This is a genomic window from Bordetella tumbae, from assembly GCF_054780995.1.
In genome coordinates this window covers 1-18,502 of the sequence record NZ_BAAGVG010000005.1, presented here as the reverse complement: position 1 = coordinate 18,502, position 18,502 = coordinate 1, and the positions used below count along the sequence as shown (strand labels likewise).

The window sequence follows — 18,502 nt, the reverse complement described above, 5'->3', positions numbered from 1 at the left end:
ACACCTCACAGATGAAGGAATCAGCCACACAAGCGGAACTCGGGGGCGCGGAGCGCGGAGGGGAACATCAGAATTTGCGCCGCATGAGCCTGGCGCTCGATGCGCTTGCGCGCGCGCCGCAGGGATTGCGCTTGGCAGAGATTGTCAGCTTGACCAAGCTGGGCAAGACGACTGCTCATCGTCTGATGACCGGGCTGCAAGAGTTCGGGTGGGTGGAGTATGTGGAAGAGGACGGCAGCTATCAGTTGGGCTTTCGGCCATTGACACTGGCGTTGGCGGCCGCCGATCGGTATGGCCTGGGCCGCTTGGCCGCGGCACGCTTGCAGCGGATTGCCGATGACACCGAAGACACGGTGTATCTGAGCTTGCGCTCAGGGCTGGAGTCGATTTGCGTTGCGCGCTACGAAGGTGATTTTCCGGTCAAGACCCTGACCCTCTCTGTGGGGGCACGCCGGCCATTGGGGGTGGGAGCAGGCAGTCTGGCGCTGCTGGCTTTTCAAGATGAACAGACCATGCTGAACATTATTGACCGGACATCAGAGGCGCGCGCGCGGTATCACTTCAGTGACGCGACGCTGCAGAAATTGGTAGCCGATGCGCAAGCGCGCGGTTACGCATTGAACGACGGCATGCTCGTGAGCGGGATGAGTGCAGTCGGCGTTCCTATTCGTTCGTCGGCTGGGGTTCCCGTGGCGGCGATCAGTGTGGCCGCGATTTCGTCTCGTCTATCGGGTGATCGGCAGCATGAAGTTGCGCGCCGTTTGCAAGATGCTGTGACAGAGATTGAGTCTTCATGGCAAAGCGCGTTGGACCTGACAACATTGGGAGTATAAAAAGGGAAGTGATCGCCACGATCGCGCCACATCGAGGAGGCCCGTATGTCGACGTTTCAGACGCATATTGTCGGGAATCAGGTAGCGCCGCTGCAGGATTATTCCTTGTACGACACGGATATCGTGTTGCGGCAGGCGGTGCAGCGAGAGGGGGCGGCCGCGTGGGATGCCGCGTTGCGCGAGCACGGTGCGTGGCTGGGACGTGCCCACACATTAGAGGCGGGGGAGCAGGCGAATCGCTACTCGCCGCGTTGGGTGGGATACGACCGCAATGGTCATCGTGTTGATCAGGTGGAATTCAATGTGGCTTGGCATGAGTTGTTGTCGGGCATTGTGGCGCGGGGCTTGCATAGCCATGCCTGGCAGGCGCCCGCCACGCAATCCGCGCACGCACAGGCATCGGCGCGATTAGGTCGTCAGGTCGCGCGTGCTGCAGCTTACTTGATGCAGGGGCAGGTCGAGGCAGGTACGTTATGTCCGACGACGATGACGTTTGCGGCCGTGCCCTTGCTGCAAAACGAGCCGGCTGGAGCGATCGATTTTGCCCAGCAATGGCTGCCTGCATTGTTCTCCCATGAGTATGATCCCGCCGACGCGCCTATCTCGGCCAAGCGTGGCGCGTTGATCGGAATGGGGTTGACCGAAAAACAAGGCGGATCCGATCTACGCGCCATTACGACCCAGGCTGTGGCGCAGGGCGCGGAGGGGCGCGGCCAGGTATATCGATTGACGGGGCATAAATGGTTTCTTTCTGTGCCGCACGCGGATGCGCATCTGGTGTTGGCAGATACGGATGCGGGGCCAGGGTGTTTTTTTGTTCCGCGCTGGATTCCCGATGGGCCGCGCAATGAAGTGCGTATCCGTCGTTTGAAAGACAAGCTGGGCAATCGCAGCAATGCGAGCGGCGAGGTGGAGTTCGAACAGGCCTGGGGCATGCTGATGGGCGAGCCTGGACGCGGGCTGCCGTTGTTGTTGCAGATGGCTGCGACCACCCGTCTGGATTGTGTACTGGGCAGCGCGGCGCTGTTGCGCCAGGCTGTGGTGCAGGCGGCGCATCATGCGCAATACCGGCAGGTGTTTGGCCAACCTCTGGCGGCACAGCCCTTGATGCGTCAGGTGTTGGCGGATCTGGCCCTCGAAAGCGAGGCGGCAATGGTCTGGGCGATGCGTCTGGCGCGCGCGGTCGATCAGCGTGGCGACGAGACGGTGGGAGCCAACGCGCGAGCCTTGGTGCGCGTGGGGACCCCCGCTGCCAAGCTCTGGGTATGCAAGCGTGCCATCAATGCGATCGCGGAATGCATGGAGATCTGGGGCGGCAATGGCTATATCGAGGATGGCCCTTTGGCACGGCTATATCGCGAATCGCCGGTGAATTCGATCTGGGAAGGATCGGGGAACATCATGGCGTTGGACGTGTTGCGCGCGTTGCAGCGTGATGTCGAGGGGCTGGCGATGTTGCGGGCGGAACTGGATCTCGCGCGCGGCGCATGGCCGGCTTATGATCACGCTTTGGACGTGTGGCTGATGCAGGTGTCGGATCAGTTGCCCCAGGCTGCGACGGGATCGGCGCGGGCGGCAGTGGATGCCGTACAGGCCATTGATCCTGCTCAGGCGCGGCATGTGGCGGCGGGGCTGGCGCGATTGTGGCAGGCGGCGCTGCTGATTCAAACGGCGCCAGCGGCGGTGGCAGATGCGTTTGTGGCCAGCCGGCTCGTGCAGCCAGGTGGAATCGTCGGCGAATTGCCCGCCGGGCTGGATGTAGACGCGATTTTGGCGCGGGCCTGGCCGGGTATCTGCTAAATTGCTGCGCTGGCATCCCAGGTCGGATATGCGATCAGATGTGGGATATCGGCTTTTATTGACTTTTCGCGTGCTCCGGCGCGCTAGCGCACTATGCTTACTCAGCAAGAACTTAAGCAACAGGCCGCCGATGCGGCGCTGGCTCTGATTGAACCTCTGGTCGGCCCTGACGTCATCATCGGCGTGGGAACGGGATCGACCGCCGATCTTTTCATCGACGGCCTGGCCAGGTTTCGAGGGCGGTTGGGCGGTACCGTGGCCAGCTCCGAGCGCAGTGCCGCCCGCCTGGCGGGGCATGGGCTCAAGGTGCTGGACCTGAACGACGTGACCACCATGCCCGTCTATGTGGATGGGGCTGACGAGATCGACGGCCGCTTGCACATGATCAAAGGCGGCGGCGCGGCTCACACGCGCGAGAAAATCGTGGCGTCGGTAGCCGAGCAGTTCATCTGCATTGCCGACGAATCCAAACTGGTCGAGCGCCTGGGGCGTTTCCCCTTGCCGGTCGAGGTGATTCCGATGGCGCGCGAGTCGGTGGCACGTTCGCTGATTGCGCTGGGCGGTCAGCCCCAGCTGCGCGAAGGGGTTACGACGGATAACGGAAACATCATCCTGGATGTGTCGGGTTTGCAGATTGATGATGCGCCGAATCTGGAACTCATCGTGAACAATCTGGCGGGTGTGGTGACTTGCGGGCTGTTCGCACGCGTGGGGGCGCATATTGCGTTGTTAGCCACGCAGAACGGCATTCGGCGGCTTGAGCGATCCTGAGGTTTTGCCGCTTGCCCAGCGGCGCAGCCGGATTAATAATCTTGTCATAATTAAGTCATAACCTTGCGGGTCGGCAGGCCCATCACGCATTGCGCATTAAAGGGTAACGCCATGATCAAACCTACGCAGGGAGTCCGGATGACGGAGCACACTAACAAGCAATTCGACGCCGATCTGGAAAGCGTCCGTTCGCAGTTTTTGCAGATGGGCGGCGTGGTCGAGGCCATGATCCAGGAATCGGTCGACGCGGTCCCTACGGGCGACATGGATTTGGTCGAAAAGGTGCGCGAGCGCGAAAAGCAGGTCAACCGCTTTGAGGTCGAGATCGATGAGCGTATCGGCCTGATTCTGGCGCGCCATCAGCCGACGGCGATTGATTTGCGCACGTTGCTGGCCGTGTCCAAGATGCTGACGGACATGGAGCGTTGCGGCGACGAGGCTGAAAAAATCGCCAATACCGTTCGACGCATGTATGAGGCCGATCAACGCTTTATGCCGGTCATCGAGATACGCCATATGGCTGCCAGCGTGGGCCGTATGCTGCACGACGTGCTGGACTCGTTTGCCCGTCTGGATCCTGTGTTGGCTGCCCAGGTCGTTCGCAATGACAAAGAAGTCGATCGCGAATGGAAGGGCGCGCTGCGCAATCTGATCACCTACATGATGGAAGACCCGCGCACGATTTCGCGCGCCATCGATATGGTGTTCATCGCACGGGCGCTGGAACGCATTGGCGATCACGCCAAAAACATGGCCGAGCGCGTGATTTATCTGGTCAGGGGGGCGGATGTCCGCCATACCGGCGCTAAAAACGCCGAACGTCAGGCGCGCGGCGAGGTAGAGGCCGAGACCACGGAATCGAACGGCGAGGCGTGAGCCGCGCCGCCCGGGCCCGTCAGGGCCCGGGCATGATGATCATTGGGTCGCGATCATTCCGAGGGCGGCACGAAGCCCTGGGCTTCGACGCTGCCGTCTTCGAACAAAAAGCGTTCCATTTGCTGTTGCAGGTATTTGCGGGCGCGAGCGTCCGCGAGGTTCAGGCGGTTTTCGTTGACCAGACGCGTCTGGACCTGTTTCCACTCTTCCCAAGCCTCCTTGGAAATGCTTTGCCAGATGCGCGTGCCCATTTCACCGGGGTACGGCGGAAAATCGAGCCCTTCGGCTTCGCGTTTCAGTTTTACACAGTTGACGATACGGGACATGGTTTGCTGCCGGTTTGAATGAGATCCGTCATTTTACCGGGCTTGGCATTGGCGTGGGCGCAAGGGGCACAGCAGCGCGCCCGCTGGGCTTGCCGAACCGGGCGGCTCATATGAGCCGCCCGTGCAGCAGGACCGGTTCAGGGCTGGAGCAGCCCGTCAGCTAATCACAATTTTTTGATGAAAATCAGGCTGTTACGCGAACGGTTGTAATTGTTCTGCTTGCCACGGGGCAAATCTGCGATGCCGCCCTGGACAAAGCCGCGCTTGATAAACCAGTGCGAGGTGCGAGTGGTGAGCACGAACAGCCGCCGCGCGCCCATGGCCCGGGCACGCGACTCCATGTGCCGCAGCAGGATTTCGCCTTCGCCGGTGCCTTGCCATTCCGGATGCACGATGAGGCAGGCCATTTCTGCCATGTGCTCCTCGGGGTAGGGGTGCAGCGCCGCGCAGCCATAGATGACGCCGTCGTGCTCCAGTACCGTGAAGTGTTCCACCTCGCGTTCGATGACACTGCGCGGACGCGGCACCAGCGTGCCATCGGCCTCCAGGGGCTCGATCAGGCTCAAAATCGCGCCGACGTCGTCCAGTGTCGCGGGACGCAGGTCATCCAGCGTATCCTCGACCACCATGGTGCCCACGCCATCGTGGGTAAAGATTTCCAGCAGAACGCTGCCGTCCAGGGCGTAGGGCACCAGGTGTGCGCGGGCTACACCGCGTTTGACTGACAGCGAGGCGTGCCGCAGATAAAACGCGGTGTCTTCGTCCAGATCGCCTTGCTGCAACAGGGCATCGGCGTCGACGCGTGCGAGCTCGGTGTCCACCGATCCATCCGGTGACAGCACTCCTGGCGAACTGGAGAGAAAAATCAGTTTTTCGGCACGCAGGGCAACCGCGACACTGGTGGCGAGGTCCTCCATGGCCAGATTGAAGGCATCGCCAGTGGGCGAGAAGCCCAGGGGCGACAGCAGGACAATCGAGCCTCGTTCAATGGCGAACTTCAGCGCATCGACATCGATTTTGCGGACTTGCCCGGTGTGCTGGTAGTCCACCCCGTCGACCACGCCCGTGGGGCGGGCCGTGACGAAATTGCCCGAAATCACCCGGATATGCGAATGCGACATGGGCGTGTTGGGCAAGCCCTGGCTGAAGGCGGCTTCGATATCCAGGCGAATCTCGCCCGCTGCTTCTTTGGCGCATTCCAGCGCTGCGGGGTCGGTGGGCGCCATACCACGATCGAACTGCTGGGTGAATCCTTTCAGGCGCAGTTGCTCGTTCACCTGGGGGCGTGATCCGTGCACCAGGATCATGCGTACGCCCAGCGCGGACAACAGCGACAAGTCTTGTACCAGCGCATTGAGCGCTCCCGCCTGGACGAGTTCGCCGCCAAAGGCGATCACAAAGGTCTTGCCTCGGAATGCATGCACATACGGCGCCACGTCTCGGAACCATCGGACAAACTGGGCAGCGGCGAATTCGGGGGCTTCTTGGGCAGAGACGGTTTCTGGTTCCTGATCGGACATGATGGGCGGATGAGCTTCCTGAGGACGTAGGCACGCTCAAGGGCGTGGCCGGTGCCGCGTAGGGCGGCGCTGCACGAAATTATATGACCGTGACAGGGACAGGCCCTAAATCAATCGAATCAAAAAGGGTATCTATGCAACAGTTCTGCACCAGAGGGGCCTGATGGGGCGGCATTGAGCCCGGCTTCGTTCCATGGCGGCGGGACAACGGGCGCTCTCAGCGCAGGCATGACAAGTTTTTATAATGGCGGCTTAAAGGATAAATCGCACATGTCAGAAGTTTCCCCTCCGCCCGCGCGCGGCAAGACGCCAGGCAAGCGTGAGCAAGGTCCGCGCGATGTGCCTGCGTCAGGCAAGCGTGAGCAAGGCCAGCGACGCGATGCGCCCTCGCCAGGCGCGCCTGAACAGGCCCCGCCACGCGATGCGCCCACTTCGGGCAAGCGTCAGCATGGCCGGCGCGATGCACCGCGTTCGTCTGCGGCGGACAAGGCGCCGCCGCCCGAGCGGCCCATTCCCGTCATCACCTATCCCGAGGACTTGCCGGTCAGCGCGCGGCGAGAGGAGATCGCGCGTGCCATCGCCAGCCATCAGGTGGTGATCGTCAGCGGCGAAACCGGGTCGGGCAAGACGACGCAGTTACCCAAGATCTGCCTGGAATTGGGCCGTGGCCGCCAGCGCATGATCGGCCATACTCAGCCGCGCCGGCTGGCCGCCACGTCGGTCGCCAAACGCATCGCCGAGGAACTGAACAGCGCTCTAGGTGAAATTGTTGGTTACCAGGTGCGCTTCAATGATCGCACCGGCCCGAATGCTTCGGTGAAGCTGATGACGGACGGCATCTTGCTGGCCGAGTCGCAGCGTGATCCGTTGCTGCGCCGTTATGACACGCTGATCATCGATGAGGCGCACGAACGCAGCCTGAATATCGATTTTCTGCTGGGCTATCTGAAACAGCTGCTGCCGCGGCGTCCCGACCTGAAGGTCATTATTACTTCGGCGACGATTGATGCCGAACGTTTTGCGCGCCATTTTGCGTCTGAGATCGGCGGCACCTCGGGCGATTCGGTAGCAAGCAAGCGCGGACCGGATAGCGAAGGCCAGAAAGCTGGGGAAGATCGCTCGGGTCGCCCAGGACAGGGAAATAGTGCAGATGAGCGGAGCCGCGCAGGCAAGGGCGACAGGGGAGTATCCACCGATCATCCAGGACTGCGCCTTGCCCCCGTGATAGAAGTGTCGGGCCGGTTGTACCCAGTCGAGGTGCGCTATCGGCCGGTCCGCGATGAAACGGATGAGGGCGAGGATTCGCCCGGCAACAAGTCGAATCGCGAACGCTTGGCTGGTGACGAAGAACGCGATCTGATCGACGCAATTGTGGATGCGGTGGACGAATGCGCGCGCCATGGTCCTGGCGATGTGTTGGTATTCCTGCCTGGCGAGCGTGAGATTCGCGAGTCGGCAGAGGCGCTGCGCAAACATCATCCTGCAGGCACCGAAGTGCTGCCTTTGTATGCGCGCTTGTCACAGGCCGAGCAAGAGCAGATTTTCCATCCGCGCACCAACGCGCGCCGCATTGTGCTGGCGACCAACGTGGCCGAGACCTCGTTGACGGTGCCGGGCATTCGCTTTGTGATCGATAGCGGGCTGGCGCGTATCAAGCGCTATTCGTGGCGCAACAAGGTCGAGCAACTGCGTATTGAGCCGATCAGCCGCGCCTCGGCCAATCAGCGTGCCGGGCGCTGCGGGCGTATCGGACCGGGCGTGTGTATTCGTCTCTATGACGAACTGGACTTCAATGGCCGCGCGGCGTTCACCGATCCAGAGGTGCTGCGTTCTTCGCTGGCTTCCGTGATTCTGCGGATGAAGTCGCTCAGGCTCGACGAGATCGAACAGTTTCCGTTTGTCGAGGCGCCACCGGGGCGTGCCATCGCCGATGGTTATCATCTGCTGCAGGAGTTGGGCGCGATCGAGTCGGCGTCGGCTTCGGATGATGAGGAGGCGAACGAAGCCTCGCGCACGGGCTCGTCATATGTGTTGACCCACACGGGTCACGAGTTGGCCAAGCTGCCCGTCGATCCTCGCATTGGCCGCATGATTCTGGCGGCACGCGAGCAACAGTGCTTGGCGGAAATGCTGATCATCGCCTCGGCGCTGTCTGTGCAGGACCCGCGTGATCGTCCCATGGCAGAACGCGAGGCGGCGGAGGCCGCGCACGCCAAGTTCGCCGACGACAAATCCGAGTTCATGTCGTTTTTGAAGCTCTGGCGTTGGTATGGCGAACAAGTGCAGCACAAGGCTTCGCAACGCAAACTCGTAGCGTTGCTGCGCCAGAATTTCCTGTCGCCCATCCGTTTGCGTGAATGGCACGATGTGCATACGCAGCTGTCGGCGCTGGTGGGCGAGCAGGGGTGGCGAGTCAACCAGACCGAGGCGACGTATGAGCAGCTGCATCTTGCGTTGTTGTCGGGGTTGCTGGGCAATATCGGTTTCAAGAGCGACGAGGGCGGCTATTACCGCGGTGCGCGCGATATTCGCTTTCATATACACCCGGGTTCGCGTCAGGCGAAAAAAGGCGGCCGTTGGATCGTGGCCGCCGAGTTGGTCGAGACCACGCGGTTATATGCCCGCTGCGTGGCGCGTATTGAGCCTGTGTGGCTCGAGCGCGTGGCCTCGCATCTGCTGCGCCGCAATTGGTCCGATCCGCGCTGGGAAAAGAAGGCGGGGCAGGTGGTCGCCAATGAGCGTGCGACATTGTATGGCCTGATCGTCTACGCTGGCCGGCGCATTCAGTATGGCCGCGTCAATCCGCAGCATGCGCGTGAATTATTTATCCGTCAGGCCCTGGTGCCGGGCGAGATCGATACGCGCCTGCCATTCGTTGCGCACAATCGCAAACTGATTGCTGGCATTGAAAAGCTCGAACACCAGGCGCGTCGTCCCGATATTCTGGTTGACGATGAGTTGATCTACGCGTTCTACGACCGCCAATTACCTGAGGGGATTTCGCAGACGGCGAGCCTGGAAAAATGGGTGCACGGCCTGGATAAAGCGGCCGCTGCTGCGTTGATGCTCACGCGTGACGAGCTCATGCGGCACGAGGCGGCGGGCGTGACGACTGACGTGTTTCCGAAACAGGTGGAGTGGCAGGGCGTGGTCATGCCGCTGGACTACCATTTCGAGCCGGGTTCGCCGCGTGATGGGGTGACGTTGTCTGTGCCTTTGTTTGCGTTGAATCAGATCGATCCTGCTCGCTGTGAATGGCTGGTGCCGGGCATGCTGAAAGAAAAGGCACATCTGTTGCTGAAGTCGCTGCCGCAAAAGCTGCGGCGTCATTGTGTGCCTTTGCCTGATTACGCGGCCGGTTTCTATGATCGCTGGTACGACCGTATGGCGGATCCGCAACGGGGCTTGGTGGATGCTTTGATCGCTGATATGTGGGATCAGGTCCAGGTTCGTCCGGCTACCGGCGATTTCAAGTTGGAGACCTTGCCTGCCCACTTGTTCATGAATTTCAAAGTGGTTGACGAGCACGGACGTATGCTCGCGGCCGGACGCAATCTGGCGCAACTGAAGGCCGAGTTCGGCAAACAGGCACAAGCGACGTTCCAGCAGTTGGCGGTGCGCGATGCGGGGGTTGCCCAGGCATTGGCGCATGAGAACCTGACCTCGTGGTCTTTTGGCGCGTTGCCGGAGATCATGGAGATCAAGCGCAAGGGGCAGTCCGTCATTGGCTATCCGGCGCTGGTGGATCGTGGCACGCACTGCGATCTGGATGTGTTCGATGATCCTGACGAGGCCAGGCGCCATCATCGCTCGGGGTTGTTGCGGTTGTTCCGGATCGGGTTGCGTGACCAGGTGAAGTTTCTGGAAAAGAATTTGCCTGATCTCACCAAGATGAGCATGCTGTATATGAACTTGGGCACGCAAGAGGATCTGCGTGATCAGATCATTGATTGTGCGTTGGCGCAGGCTTGTTTGACGGATCCGTGGCCTGCCGACGAGCAGGCGTTTGAGGCGCGGCGGCAGGATGGCAAGGGGCGGCTGGGGTTGTTGGCCCAGGAGGTCGCTCGGCTGTCGCATGCGATTCTGACTGAGTATGCAGCGTTGCAGCGCAAGCTGCCTCAGGCTAAACCGCATGCGGCGGCTTATGCGGATCTGCAGCAGCAGATCGGGGCGCTGGTGCCGAAGTGGTTCATCCGCGATACGGCGTATGCGCATCTGGCGCATTTTGCGCGCTATCTGAAGGCTGCGGTGGCGCGTATCGATAAGCTGCGGGCTGATCCGGCCCGGGATGCGCGGTTGATGTCTGATATGGCGCCTTTGCTCACGCAGTATCAACGTGCGAGGGCTGCGTTGAAGGGGGCTTCGGATCCCGGGTTGGATGAGTTTCGGTGGTTGCTGGAGGAGTTGCGGGTGGCGTTGTTTGCGCAGGAATTGCGGACGCCTATGCCGGTTTCGGTGAAGCGGTTGGTGAAGGCTTGGGAGTCGTTGCGGAGGTAGCGTCGGGTGGGGTTCTTGAACCGCCGGGGGCTGGCGTGTAAAGGGTACGCCGACCCATTCGGCCGGTCTGGACGCCTGCGCGTCCAGACTTCCCTTCGCCTGGTATGTCAGGCGGGGCGGCTGGGCAAACTCGCTCCGCTGCGCTCCACTCAAACATGCCCAGCCGACTTCCCCCCGCCTGACACACCAGGCTCGGCGGCCTCAACGGGTCGGCGTACCCTTTACACGCCAGCCCCCGGCTCGCGGTGTTTGGAATTCCACAAGGCTCCTGCAGGGACGTCTAAATAGAGACTCGGTATGCCAGCAAAAAACTACGTGCTCAATCTTTCAACGTAGTCAGATCGACGATCTCTTCCTTGCCGTAAAACTTTACGCCGATATGAATTCGATCCCGCCCCTGCGAGCGTCGATGCCGGTTCGTATCGCGCAGTGAGTATACGCATCCGCAGTATTCCTGCTGATAGAAGTTTTCCCGCTTGGAAATCTCGATCATGCGCTGAGATCCGCCACCCTTGCGCCAGTTGTATGTCCAGTAGACCAGATCGTCATAACGGCCCGCTGCACGCTCGCCGCAGCCGTTGATCTGGTTCATGTCTTTCCAGCGCGAAATCCCCAGTGAGCTGGTGATCGTATCGAAGCCGTGTTCGTGCGCATACAGGGCCGTGCGCTCGAATCGCATGTCGAAACAGACTGTGCAGCGCTCGCCGCGCTCGGGTGAGTTTTCCAGCCCCTTGACCCGGTCGAACCAGTTATCCATGTCGTAGTCGGCGTCGATGAACTCGATGCCGTGTTGCTCGGCAAAGCGGATGTTTTCCTGCTTGCGGATCTCGTATTCTTTGACAGGATGGATGTTGGGGTTGTAGAAAAAAATCGAATAATCGATGCCCGATGCCTGCATGGCTTCCATGACTTCGCCGGAACAGGGCGCGCAGCACGAGTGCATCAGCACCTTGCGGCGGCCGGTGGGCAGTTCGAGTTGGGGACGCACGAATTCAGACATGGCAGGCAGGGAGGTGGCGGTAAAAACCCTTATTTTACGATGATTTGCGAGTGCCCCATAGAGCACTCGCCCGACGTGTCTGTCCCCGAGACACACCGCGTGGCCAGCGCAAGGTCGGGTTCAGGAGGGAGCAGAGCCGCTTCTTCTGGGGGAGCCTCGAAACTCGATGCGGCCCGGTATTTCCTCGGGAGAGTGCCTACGTTATCCCAATACCGTGTTCCACAGTGCGGTGACCGCCGCGCGTTCGTCGATCAATCGATCTTGAGGCACACGAGCTTTTTCGACGCCTTGCAAACGTAGTTGGTGCTGCGTGCGTCGCAGGGTGCGGTAAGCGTCGCCGGCAAGCTGGGCCAGATCGGCGGGGATCAGCCCGGCCTCTGCGGCCAGGCGCAATAGGGCGATATTGCCCAGGTTGTTGACCAGTACTCGATGGGTGGCGGCGTGGCAGAGCACCAGGTATTGGGTGACAAACTCGACGTCGACCATGCCGCCGCGATCGTGTTTCAAATCGAAATCGCCGCTCTGGTTGGGATGTCCGGCGCTGATTTTGTCGCGCATGGCCAGGACTTCGTTGCGCAAGGCGGCGGCGTCGCGGGGTTGGACGAGGACGTCGGCGCGAATGCGCTCGAAGTGCGCACCGATGCTGGTGTCGCCGGCAGCATAGCGGGCCCGGGTCAGGGCCTGGTGTTCCCAGGCCCAGGCGTGTTTCAGCTGGTATTGTTCAAAGGCTTCGACGGACACGGCCAAGAGACCGGCATCGCCGTCGGGGCGCAGGCGCAGGTCGGTTTCGTACAGGCGGCCCGACGAGGTCATGGTGGAGAGCCACGAGGTCATGCGGCGGCCCAGTTTGGCGTAGACCTCGGCGGCGTCATCGCGGGGATCGTCAAAGAGGAATACCAGGTCCAGATCGGAGGCGTAGCCCAGTTCTTTGCCGCCGAGTTTGCCGTAGGCAATGATGGCGAACAGCGGCGCCGCGCCGGCTTTTTTGTTGACCAGCGGCCAGACGCGGTGAATGGTTTCGGCCAGCAGCATGTCGGCTAGGGCGGATAGCTGGTCGCCGAGTGCTTCGACGGTGAGTTCGCCTTCGAGGTCCTGGGCCAGCAGTTGGAAACTCGCCTGGCGCTGGACGTCACGCATCAGGTTCATCTGCCGCTCGATATCCGGCTCACCATCGGGCAGCTTGCAGGCATCGAGGTCGGCAGAGAGCTGGCGTGCGATCTGCGCGAAATCCAGCGGCTGGAATAGGGTGCGCCAATCGATCAGGCTGTCCAGCAGCAACGGATGCTGCGTCAGGTATTGAGCTGCCCAGGGGCTGGCAGCGACCATGCGGGCCACGCGCGCCAGCGTATCCGGGAATTCGGCCAGCAAGGCCAGGTAGGCGCTGCGCTGCGCGATGGTTTCGATCAGGTCGAGCAGGCGCGCGGCGGCTTGTTGCGGGGCCGATGTCTGCCGGGCTGCCTCGATGGCGGCGGGCAGCAGTGTTTCCAGGCGGCGCCGGCTGCTTTCGGGCAGGGTGCGTACGCGCAGGCTGTTCAGCAGCGATTCGGCGCGGCGCAGCAGGTCGTCGGCGTCGTTGCCAAAGGCTTGCTTGATTTGTTCTGCCAGACGGCTTTCCGCATCGTGTTCGTCGTCGGCGGACGACTGAGCATCCGAGGCGTGACCGGATCTTGCGGTGGAGGAGGGGTGATCGTCGGCATCGCCCATGCCGGCCAGCCGGAAAGCGTTGCGAAACGTCTGTTCTACAAAGGTCCGGTGTTCCGTCAAGGTACGCTCGAATTCCTCGGCGCCCAGTCCCAGCGCACTTGCCAGGCGTGCGCGCTGCTCGGCATCGCCAGGCAAGAGATGGGTTTGCTCGTCTTCACGATACTGCAGTGTATGTTCGACGCGGCGCAGAAAGCGGTAGGCGTTTTCCAGGCGCTGTGCATCGTCGGTGCTGATCAGGCCGGCATCGCGTTCGGCGTGCAGTGCCTGCAACAGGCCGCGCCGCTGCAGGGCAGGCATGCGGCCGCCGCGGATGAGCTGGAATAATTGCACGACGAACTCGATTTCACGGATGCCGCCGTCGCCGAGTTTGATGTTGTTGGCGCTGTCTACGCCGTTGCGCGCCAGGGCGCGGCGCTGCCAGTCCTGGCGGATGCGTTCGCGCAGGGCGCGCAAGGACGCCAGGGCATCGAAGTCAAAATATTTGCGATACACAAAGGGCACGCGCAAGCTTTCGAGCTGGCGGGCTTGTGCGGTGGAGTCGCTATCGGGAAAGGCCTGCGCCGGAATCAAGCGTGCCTTGAGCCAGGCATAGCGCTCCCACTCGCGGCCTTGGGCGACGAGATAGTGTTCGAGCGCGTCCAGGCTCCACGCAGGTGGGCCGGAGTCGCCGTCGGGGCGCAGGCGCAGGTCGGTGCGAAACACCTGGCCGTGGGCGTCGGCCTCTGACAGCACAGGCATCATGCGGCGCGTGAGACGCCCATAGAACTCGTGATGGCTGATGCGGCGGGGGCCGTCGGTTTCACCTTCTTCGCCATACAGCATGATCAGATCGATATCTGATGAGACGTTCAACTCGCGACCGCCAAGCTTGCCCATGCCGAGGATCAGCATTTCCTGAGGGGCACCGGTGGCAGGATCGCGCGGGATGCCGTGCGTCTCGGCCAGTTCTGCTGCGACGCTGCGGTAAGTGATCGCCACTGCCAGGTCCGCGAGGGCCGTCATGGCGCCTACGACTTCTTCCAGTGTGGCCTGGCCGGCCAGGTCGCGCACCATCAGCGTCGTGAACACGCGCTCGCGCAGTTTGCGCAGGACCTCGCGGCATTGAGGGACCGGCAGGACGGCCGAGGCCTCGGCGCCTGCCAGTTCCGCTTGCCAAGCGGCCAGCACGTTCGGTGTGACGGGATGATGGCTGGCGACTTCCAGCCAGGCAGCCAGATCGGGATGGGTATCGACACGGCGGCGCAGATAACCGGACCAGGCCAGGGCGGGGGCGAGCAGAGAGGCAGACATGGGAGGAAGTGCAGACGGAAAGACGCGTTTCAGGTATAAGGGGACGATACCCCAAGAAGTTCTTTCTGCCCACTGCTCTGTGTCGTTAATTGCCAAAGTCTTCCGTTGTCTATTCTGGACCGGGTTCGCCGTTTATATTGCCGCGGCCGCTGTTCTGCTCGGTTTGCGATATTGGATCCTGCCCAATATCGATCAGTGGCGTCCTCGCATTGAGGCGTATGCCAGCGAGGAACTGGGCGCGCGTGTGCAGATTGGCGAGCTGAGAGCGGATTGGCGCGGTTTGAATCCGAGTCTGCGATTGACCTCGTTGGTGGTGTACGGTTCGGACAACGAGCCGGTGCTGACCTTGCCAACGGTCTCGGCGGTGTTGGGTTGGCGCAGCGTACTGGTGTTGTCGCCGCGTTTGCTCAGCCTGCGGGTGGATGGCCCAGAGTTATGGGTTCGTCGCGATGTGGCCGATCATTTGTGGGTGGCGGGCCAATCGATTGATCTCAATACTGGTGCAGATGATGAGCGTGGCCGCTCGCCGTTGGTGCGCTGGTTGGCGAATCAACGTGATCTGGCCTTGGTCGGGGCGACGGTGCATTGGCAGGATGAGCTGCGTCAGGCCCCTGATGTGGCGTTGCGTAATGTCAGTCTGCGGCTTTACAACGGGCTGCTGACTCACCGCTTTGCCTTGTCGGCAGAGCCGCCTGCCGCGCTCGCGAGTGAGGTGATGCTGCGGGGCAATGTTTATCGCAATCCTCTGCAGGCGGGTGCACCGCGTTGGACGGGTGAGCTTTATGCGGAAATCAAGGATGCTGAGCCCGAGGCCTGGGCGCCTTGGCTTTCGGTGCCGGCTGTTTCGGGCCGGGGGGCAGCACGTGCGTGGTTGACTTTGGATGAGGGCAAGATCACTGACCTCACTGCGGATGCGGCATTGCGCGAGGTGAGCTGGCACGCGACGGATGATGCTAATGCAACGCCTACGCCAACGAATGACGCGGCGGCGGGGTCTGCTGCATCCCAAGCGGCACCGCATACTGCCACATCGTCTCAGGCGCTGGCGTTTCGCCTGGAGTCCGGCACATTTCATCTGCAAGGGCCGCCCGGCAGCGTCACACAATGGGACGGTGTGCCACTGGCGCCCGCGGCAGAGGACGCTGGCATGACTGTCCGTGCCGAGTTGGCGGGTTTGCAGGCCAATCTGCCCGAGACGTTCGATCCTGCCTTGCTGCAGGTCGATACGTTGCGTCTGGACGCGACTGTGCGTCATCCGTCGCAGCAGCCTTTGGTGGTTGACGTCAGGCAGCTTGATTTGGCCAATGATGATTTGGATGCCCGTCTGAATGGGCGCTGGACCGGGCAGGGCAAGACCATCGCGGGCACGGCGGATTTTCAGGGAAATCTGGCTCGCGGCAGTATGTCGGCGATTCACAAGTACTTGCCTCTGACCGTGAACGCCGATGCGCGTGAATGGCTGGCACGTGGCTTGCCCGCGGGACATATCCGCGATGCTTCGGTCACGGTGAAAGGCGACCTGGACGAATTCCCCTTTGAGGATAAAGAGGATCATGGCCAGTTTCGTATTGCGGGCGCCTACAGCGGAGCGATCGTTGACTATGCGCCGCCGCACGGCCGCAACAAGGGCTGGCCGCGGCTGGAAAACGTCTCGGGCAATTTTGCCGTGGACAAAGTCAGCCTGTCGCTGGACACGCCGGGCGGAGCGATTGCGCACATCGGCGAGGACCATACGCTGACGATCGGGGCGGTGCGAGCCTCGATTCCAGACATGGAGCACGCCTCGACGCTGCATCTCGACGGTGAGATCTCCGGTGCCGTGCCAGCCTATTTAGCGCTGGCAAATCATTATCAATTGGGGCAGTTGCTGGACGGCATACTCGATACGGCCGAGGGCACCGGTGCGTGGCGAGTGCCGTTGAAGCTCGAGGTGCCGCTGCTGAATGCGGAAGACTCCAAGGTCGATGGACGGATCGTATTTGCGGGCAATGATTTCCGTTTTGTGCCGCAGATGCCGATGCTGCGGGACGTGCAGGGCGAATTGATGTTTTCCGAACGTGGGCTGCGGGTCGATGCGCTACGCACCGAGTTTCTGGGTGGACAGGCACGTATCAGCGGCAGGCTCGAGCAACGCCAGGATACTTTGCGTGTCGAGGGGACCGTGCCTGCCTCGGGACTGGCGCAATGGGTGCGTAATCCCCTGATGGAGCGCTTGTCTGGCCAGACTTCGTATCGCGGGCATGTCGGATATGGGCCGGGCGGAATATTGGACCTCGCCCTGGATTCGGATCTGACTGGGATGGCGATAGACCTGCCCGCACCGGTAGGCAAAACCAAGACGGCCTCGTTGCCGCTGAAAGCGAGTTGGGGCGCGGCGAGCGCGGCCGATAGCGGCAAGCGCGATCAACTATCGGTGAGCCTTGGGGGCAACGTCGCCTTGTTGCTGGAACATGATCGCGCTGCGCGCGGCAGTTACTTCACACGCGGCGCATTGGGTGTGAGCCGGCCGGCGGTGTTGCCTGCGGCTGCCGGGATGCTGGTCGATGTGCAAATGCCGGAACTGGATCTGGATGCCTGGCAACAGGTCGCCGACGAGGCCGAGGGCACCAAAAAGTCGGACTCAGACAAAGCCGCTGCGCGCTCGGAAGTATTGCCCATGCTGAATCGGATCAATTTGACGACGCAGCATCTGCGCGTAGCGGGTTGGTCGATGGACAATTTGACGCTTGCTGCGACGCGTCCTCAGCCCGCGCAGTGGCAGGTGTCGCTGAATTCCAAGCAGGCAGCCGGTTCTCTATCCTGGCAGGAAGCCTCCGGCGCCATTGCAGGGCGTGTCACCGCGCGGCTCAAACACCTGGCCCTGGGTGAGGACTCAGACGTCGCGACCAGCATGCCCGTCAAGGATGGGCCGACGCCCGACGATGACTTGTCGGATATCCCGGCGATCGACCTGCAGGCGGACCAGTTTTCGCTGTACGGCAGTAATGTCGGCAAGCTCGAGGTCTTGGGAACCAATCTGGAAAGAGGCCAGTTATGGCGCCTGGACAAACTGCATATCGGTAATGAGTCGGCTACGTTGGATGCGACGGGAAATTGGAGCCTCAAAGGGGCGCAGCGTGGCCTGAGCGTGGATGCCAAAGCCCAATTCAAGGATCTGGGCGCGTTTGTGGACCGTATCGGCTACAAGGATTATGTGGGCGGCGGCAGCGGTTCGATCGTAGGCAAGGTGACATGGCGCGATCTGCCCTGGACGCACGATCTGGCCAACCTCGAAGGCAACGTGCAGATCAGCCTGGACAAGGGGCGTTTCTTGAACGTGAATTCGCGCAGCGCCCGTTTGCTGGAGCTTCTGTCCCTGCAGTCATTGCAGCGCCTGGCCAAACTAGAGGCGAATCCGGCCGACGCATGGCGGGACGGTTTTCCTTTTGATACGATCCGGGGCGATATGGCCTTGAGCCGAGGGATCGCGCATACCGAGGGCTACAAACTCAACGGTCCGGTGGCGACGATTGTGTTGGCCGGGGATACCGACATCGTGGCCGAGCAGTGGAATATGAAAGCGGTCGTGATTCCCAATCTGGATGCCAGCGGCGCAGCCGTCGTGACAGCGTTGGCCGTGAATCCTTTGATCGGTCTTGGGGCGTTCGTGACGCAATGGTTACTGAAACAACCGCTGGCTCATGCGATGACGATGGAGTATGCCGTAACGGGATCGTGGGACGACCCCAAGGTCGATCCGGTCGAGACAAAGCCTGCACCTGGCCGCTCATCGAACCGAGACTATATCGAGCATTAAAAAATGCCCGTACGGTTGTAGTCTGTGGCATGCGTAGAGTGGAGTTCTTTTGGCGCAGGAGGTCGGCGTGTAAAAGCCCCGCCGGGCCT

Annotated in this window: 10 protein-coding genes; 6 read left to right on the top strand and 4 right to left on the bottom strand. The window is 61.6% G+C overall.

The window, feature by feature from the left end; all coding sequences use genetic code 11:
- Positions 1-11: 11 nt before the first annotated feature.
- From ACYVI2_RS04305 to phoU, 4 genes are all read left to right on the top strand, one after another.
- Positions 12-833 (top strand): IclR family transcriptional regulator, encoded by an 822-nt coding sequence (locus ACYVI2_RS04305; RefSeq protein WP_415822143.1) that lies wholly within the window; start codon positions 12-14, stop codon positions 831-833.
- A 45-nt stretch (positions 834-878) separates the two neighbouring features.
- Positions 879-2,633 carry an acyl-CoA dehydrogenase family protein gene (locus tag ACYVI2_RS04300; protein WP_415822144.1) on the top strand — a complete coding sequence of 585 codons (1,755 nt, stop codon included), beginning with the start codon at positions 879-881 and terminating at the stop codon, positions 2,631-2,633.
- A 93-nt stretch (positions 2,634-2,726) separates the two neighbouring features.
- The gene (gene rpiA / locus ACYVI2_RS04295; RefSeq protein WP_415822145.1) at positions 2,727-3,404 is read left to right on the top strand and encodes a ribose-5-phosphate isomerase RpiA; all 678 of its coding nucleotides are present in this window, start codon (positions 2,727-2,729) and stop codon (positions 3,402-3,404) included.
- Between the two features lie 138 nt (positions 3,405-3,542).
- Positions 3,543-4,280 carry a phosphate signaling complex protein PhoU gene (gene phoU, locus ACYVI2_RS04290; protein ID WP_415822146.1) on the top strand — a complete coding sequence of 246 codons (738 nt, stop codon included), beginning with the start codon at positions 3,543-3,545 and terminating at the stop codon, positions 4,278-4,280.
- Between the two features lie 53 nt (positions 4,281-4,333).
- On the opposite strand, the gene ACYVI2_RS04285 is transcribed toward phoU, so the two are convergent.
- Positions 4,334-4,606 carry an oxidative damage protection protein gene (locus tag ACYVI2_RS04285; protein WP_415822147.1) on the bottom strand — a complete coding sequence of 91 codons (273 nt, stop codon included), beginning with the start codon at positions 4,604-4,606 and terminating at the stop codon, positions 4,334-4,336.
- A gap of 164 nt (positions 4,607-4,770) precedes the next feature.
- Entirely contained in the window at positions 4,771-6,126 is a 1,356-nt protein-coding gene (argA, locus tag ACYVI2_RS04280; RefSeq protein WP_415822148.1) for an amino-acid N-acetyltransferase, read from the bottom strand.
- 270 nt (positions 6,127-6,396) lie between these two features.
- Between argA and hrpA the strand changes: the two genes are divergently transcribed.
- Positions 6,397-10,623 (top strand): ATP-dependent RNA helicase HrpA, encoded by a 4,227-nt coding sequence (gene hrpA, locus ACYVI2_RS04275; RefSeq protein ID WP_415822149.1) that lies wholly within the window; start codon positions 6,397-6,399, stop codon positions 10,621-10,623.
- A 319-nt stretch (positions 10,624-10,942) separates the two neighbouring features.
- Here hrpA and ACYVI2_RS04270 read toward each other — a convergent pair whose 3' ends face one another.
- The gene (locus ACYVI2_RS04270) at positions 10,943-11,623 is read right to left on the bottom strand and encodes an epoxyqueuosine reductase QueH (RefSeq protein WP_415822156.1); all 681 of its coding nucleotides are present in this window, start codon (positions 11,621-11,623) and stop codon (positions 10,943-10,945) included.
- 201 nt (positions 11,624-11,824) lie between these two features.
- Entirely contained in the window at positions 11,825-14,617 is a 2,793-nt protein-coding gene (glnE, locus tag ACYVI2_RS04265) for a bifunctional [glutamate--ammonia ligase]-adenylyl-L-tyrosine phosphorylase/[glutamate--ammonia-ligase] adenylyltransferase (RefSeq protein WP_415822150.1), read from the bottom strand.
- Here glnE and ACYVI2_RS04260 point away from each other — a divergent pair.
- On the top strand, positions 14,616-18,413 hold the full coding sequence (locus ACYVI2_RS04260) for a YhdP family protein (RefSeq protein WP_460490269.1): 3,798 nt from the start codon (positions 14,616-14,618) through the stop codon (positions 18,411-18,413). The two genes, glnE and ACYVI2_RS04260, sit on opposite strands and share 2 nt — an antisense overlap.
- The last annotated feature ends 89 nt before the right edge of the window (positions 18,414-18,502 follow it).

Excerpts from the sequence above, each read along its gene's own strand:
- ACYVI2_RS04305 (WP_415822143.1), top strand. The coding sequence starts at position 12 with ATGAAGGAATCAGCCACACAAGCGGAACTCGGGGGCGCGGAGCGCGGA.
- ACYVI2_RS04300 (WP_415822144.1), top strand. The coding sequence starts at position 879 with ATGTCGACGTTTCAGACGCATATTGTCGGGAATCAGGTAGCGCCGCTG.
- rpiA (WP_415822145.1), top strand. The coding sequence starts at position 2,727 with ATGCTTACTCAGCAAGAACTTAAGCAACAGGCCGCCGATGCGGCGCTG.
- phoU (WP_415822146.1), top strand. The coding sequence starts at position 3,543 with ATGACGGAGCACACTAACAAGCAATTCGACGCCGATCTGGAAAGCGTC.
- ACYVI2_RS04285 (WP_415822147.1), bottom strand. The coding sequence starts at position 4,606 with ATGTCCCGTATCGTCAACTGTGTAAAACTGAAACGCGAAGCCGAAGGG.
- argA (WP_415822148.1), bottom strand. The coding sequence starts at position 6,126 with ATGTCCGATCAGGAACCAGAAACCGTCTCTGCCCAAGAAGCCCCCGAA.
- hrpA (WP_415822149.1), top strand. The coding sequence starts at position 6,397 with ATGTCAGAAGTTTCCCCTCCGCCCGCGCGCGGCAAGACGCCAGGCAAG.
- ACYVI2_RS04270 (WP_415822156.1), bottom strand. The coding sequence starts at position 11,623 with ATGTCTGAATTCGTGCGTCCCCAACTCGAACTGCCCACCGGCCGCCGC.
- ACYVI2_RS04260 (WP_460490269.1), top strand. The coding sequence starts at position 14,616 with ATGGGAGGAAGTGCAGACGGAAAGACGCGTTTCAGGTATAAGGGGACG.
- glnE (WP_415822150.1), bottom strand. The coding sequence starts at position 14,617 with ATGTCTGCCTCTCTGCTCGCCCCCGCCCTGGCCTGGTCCGGTTATCTG.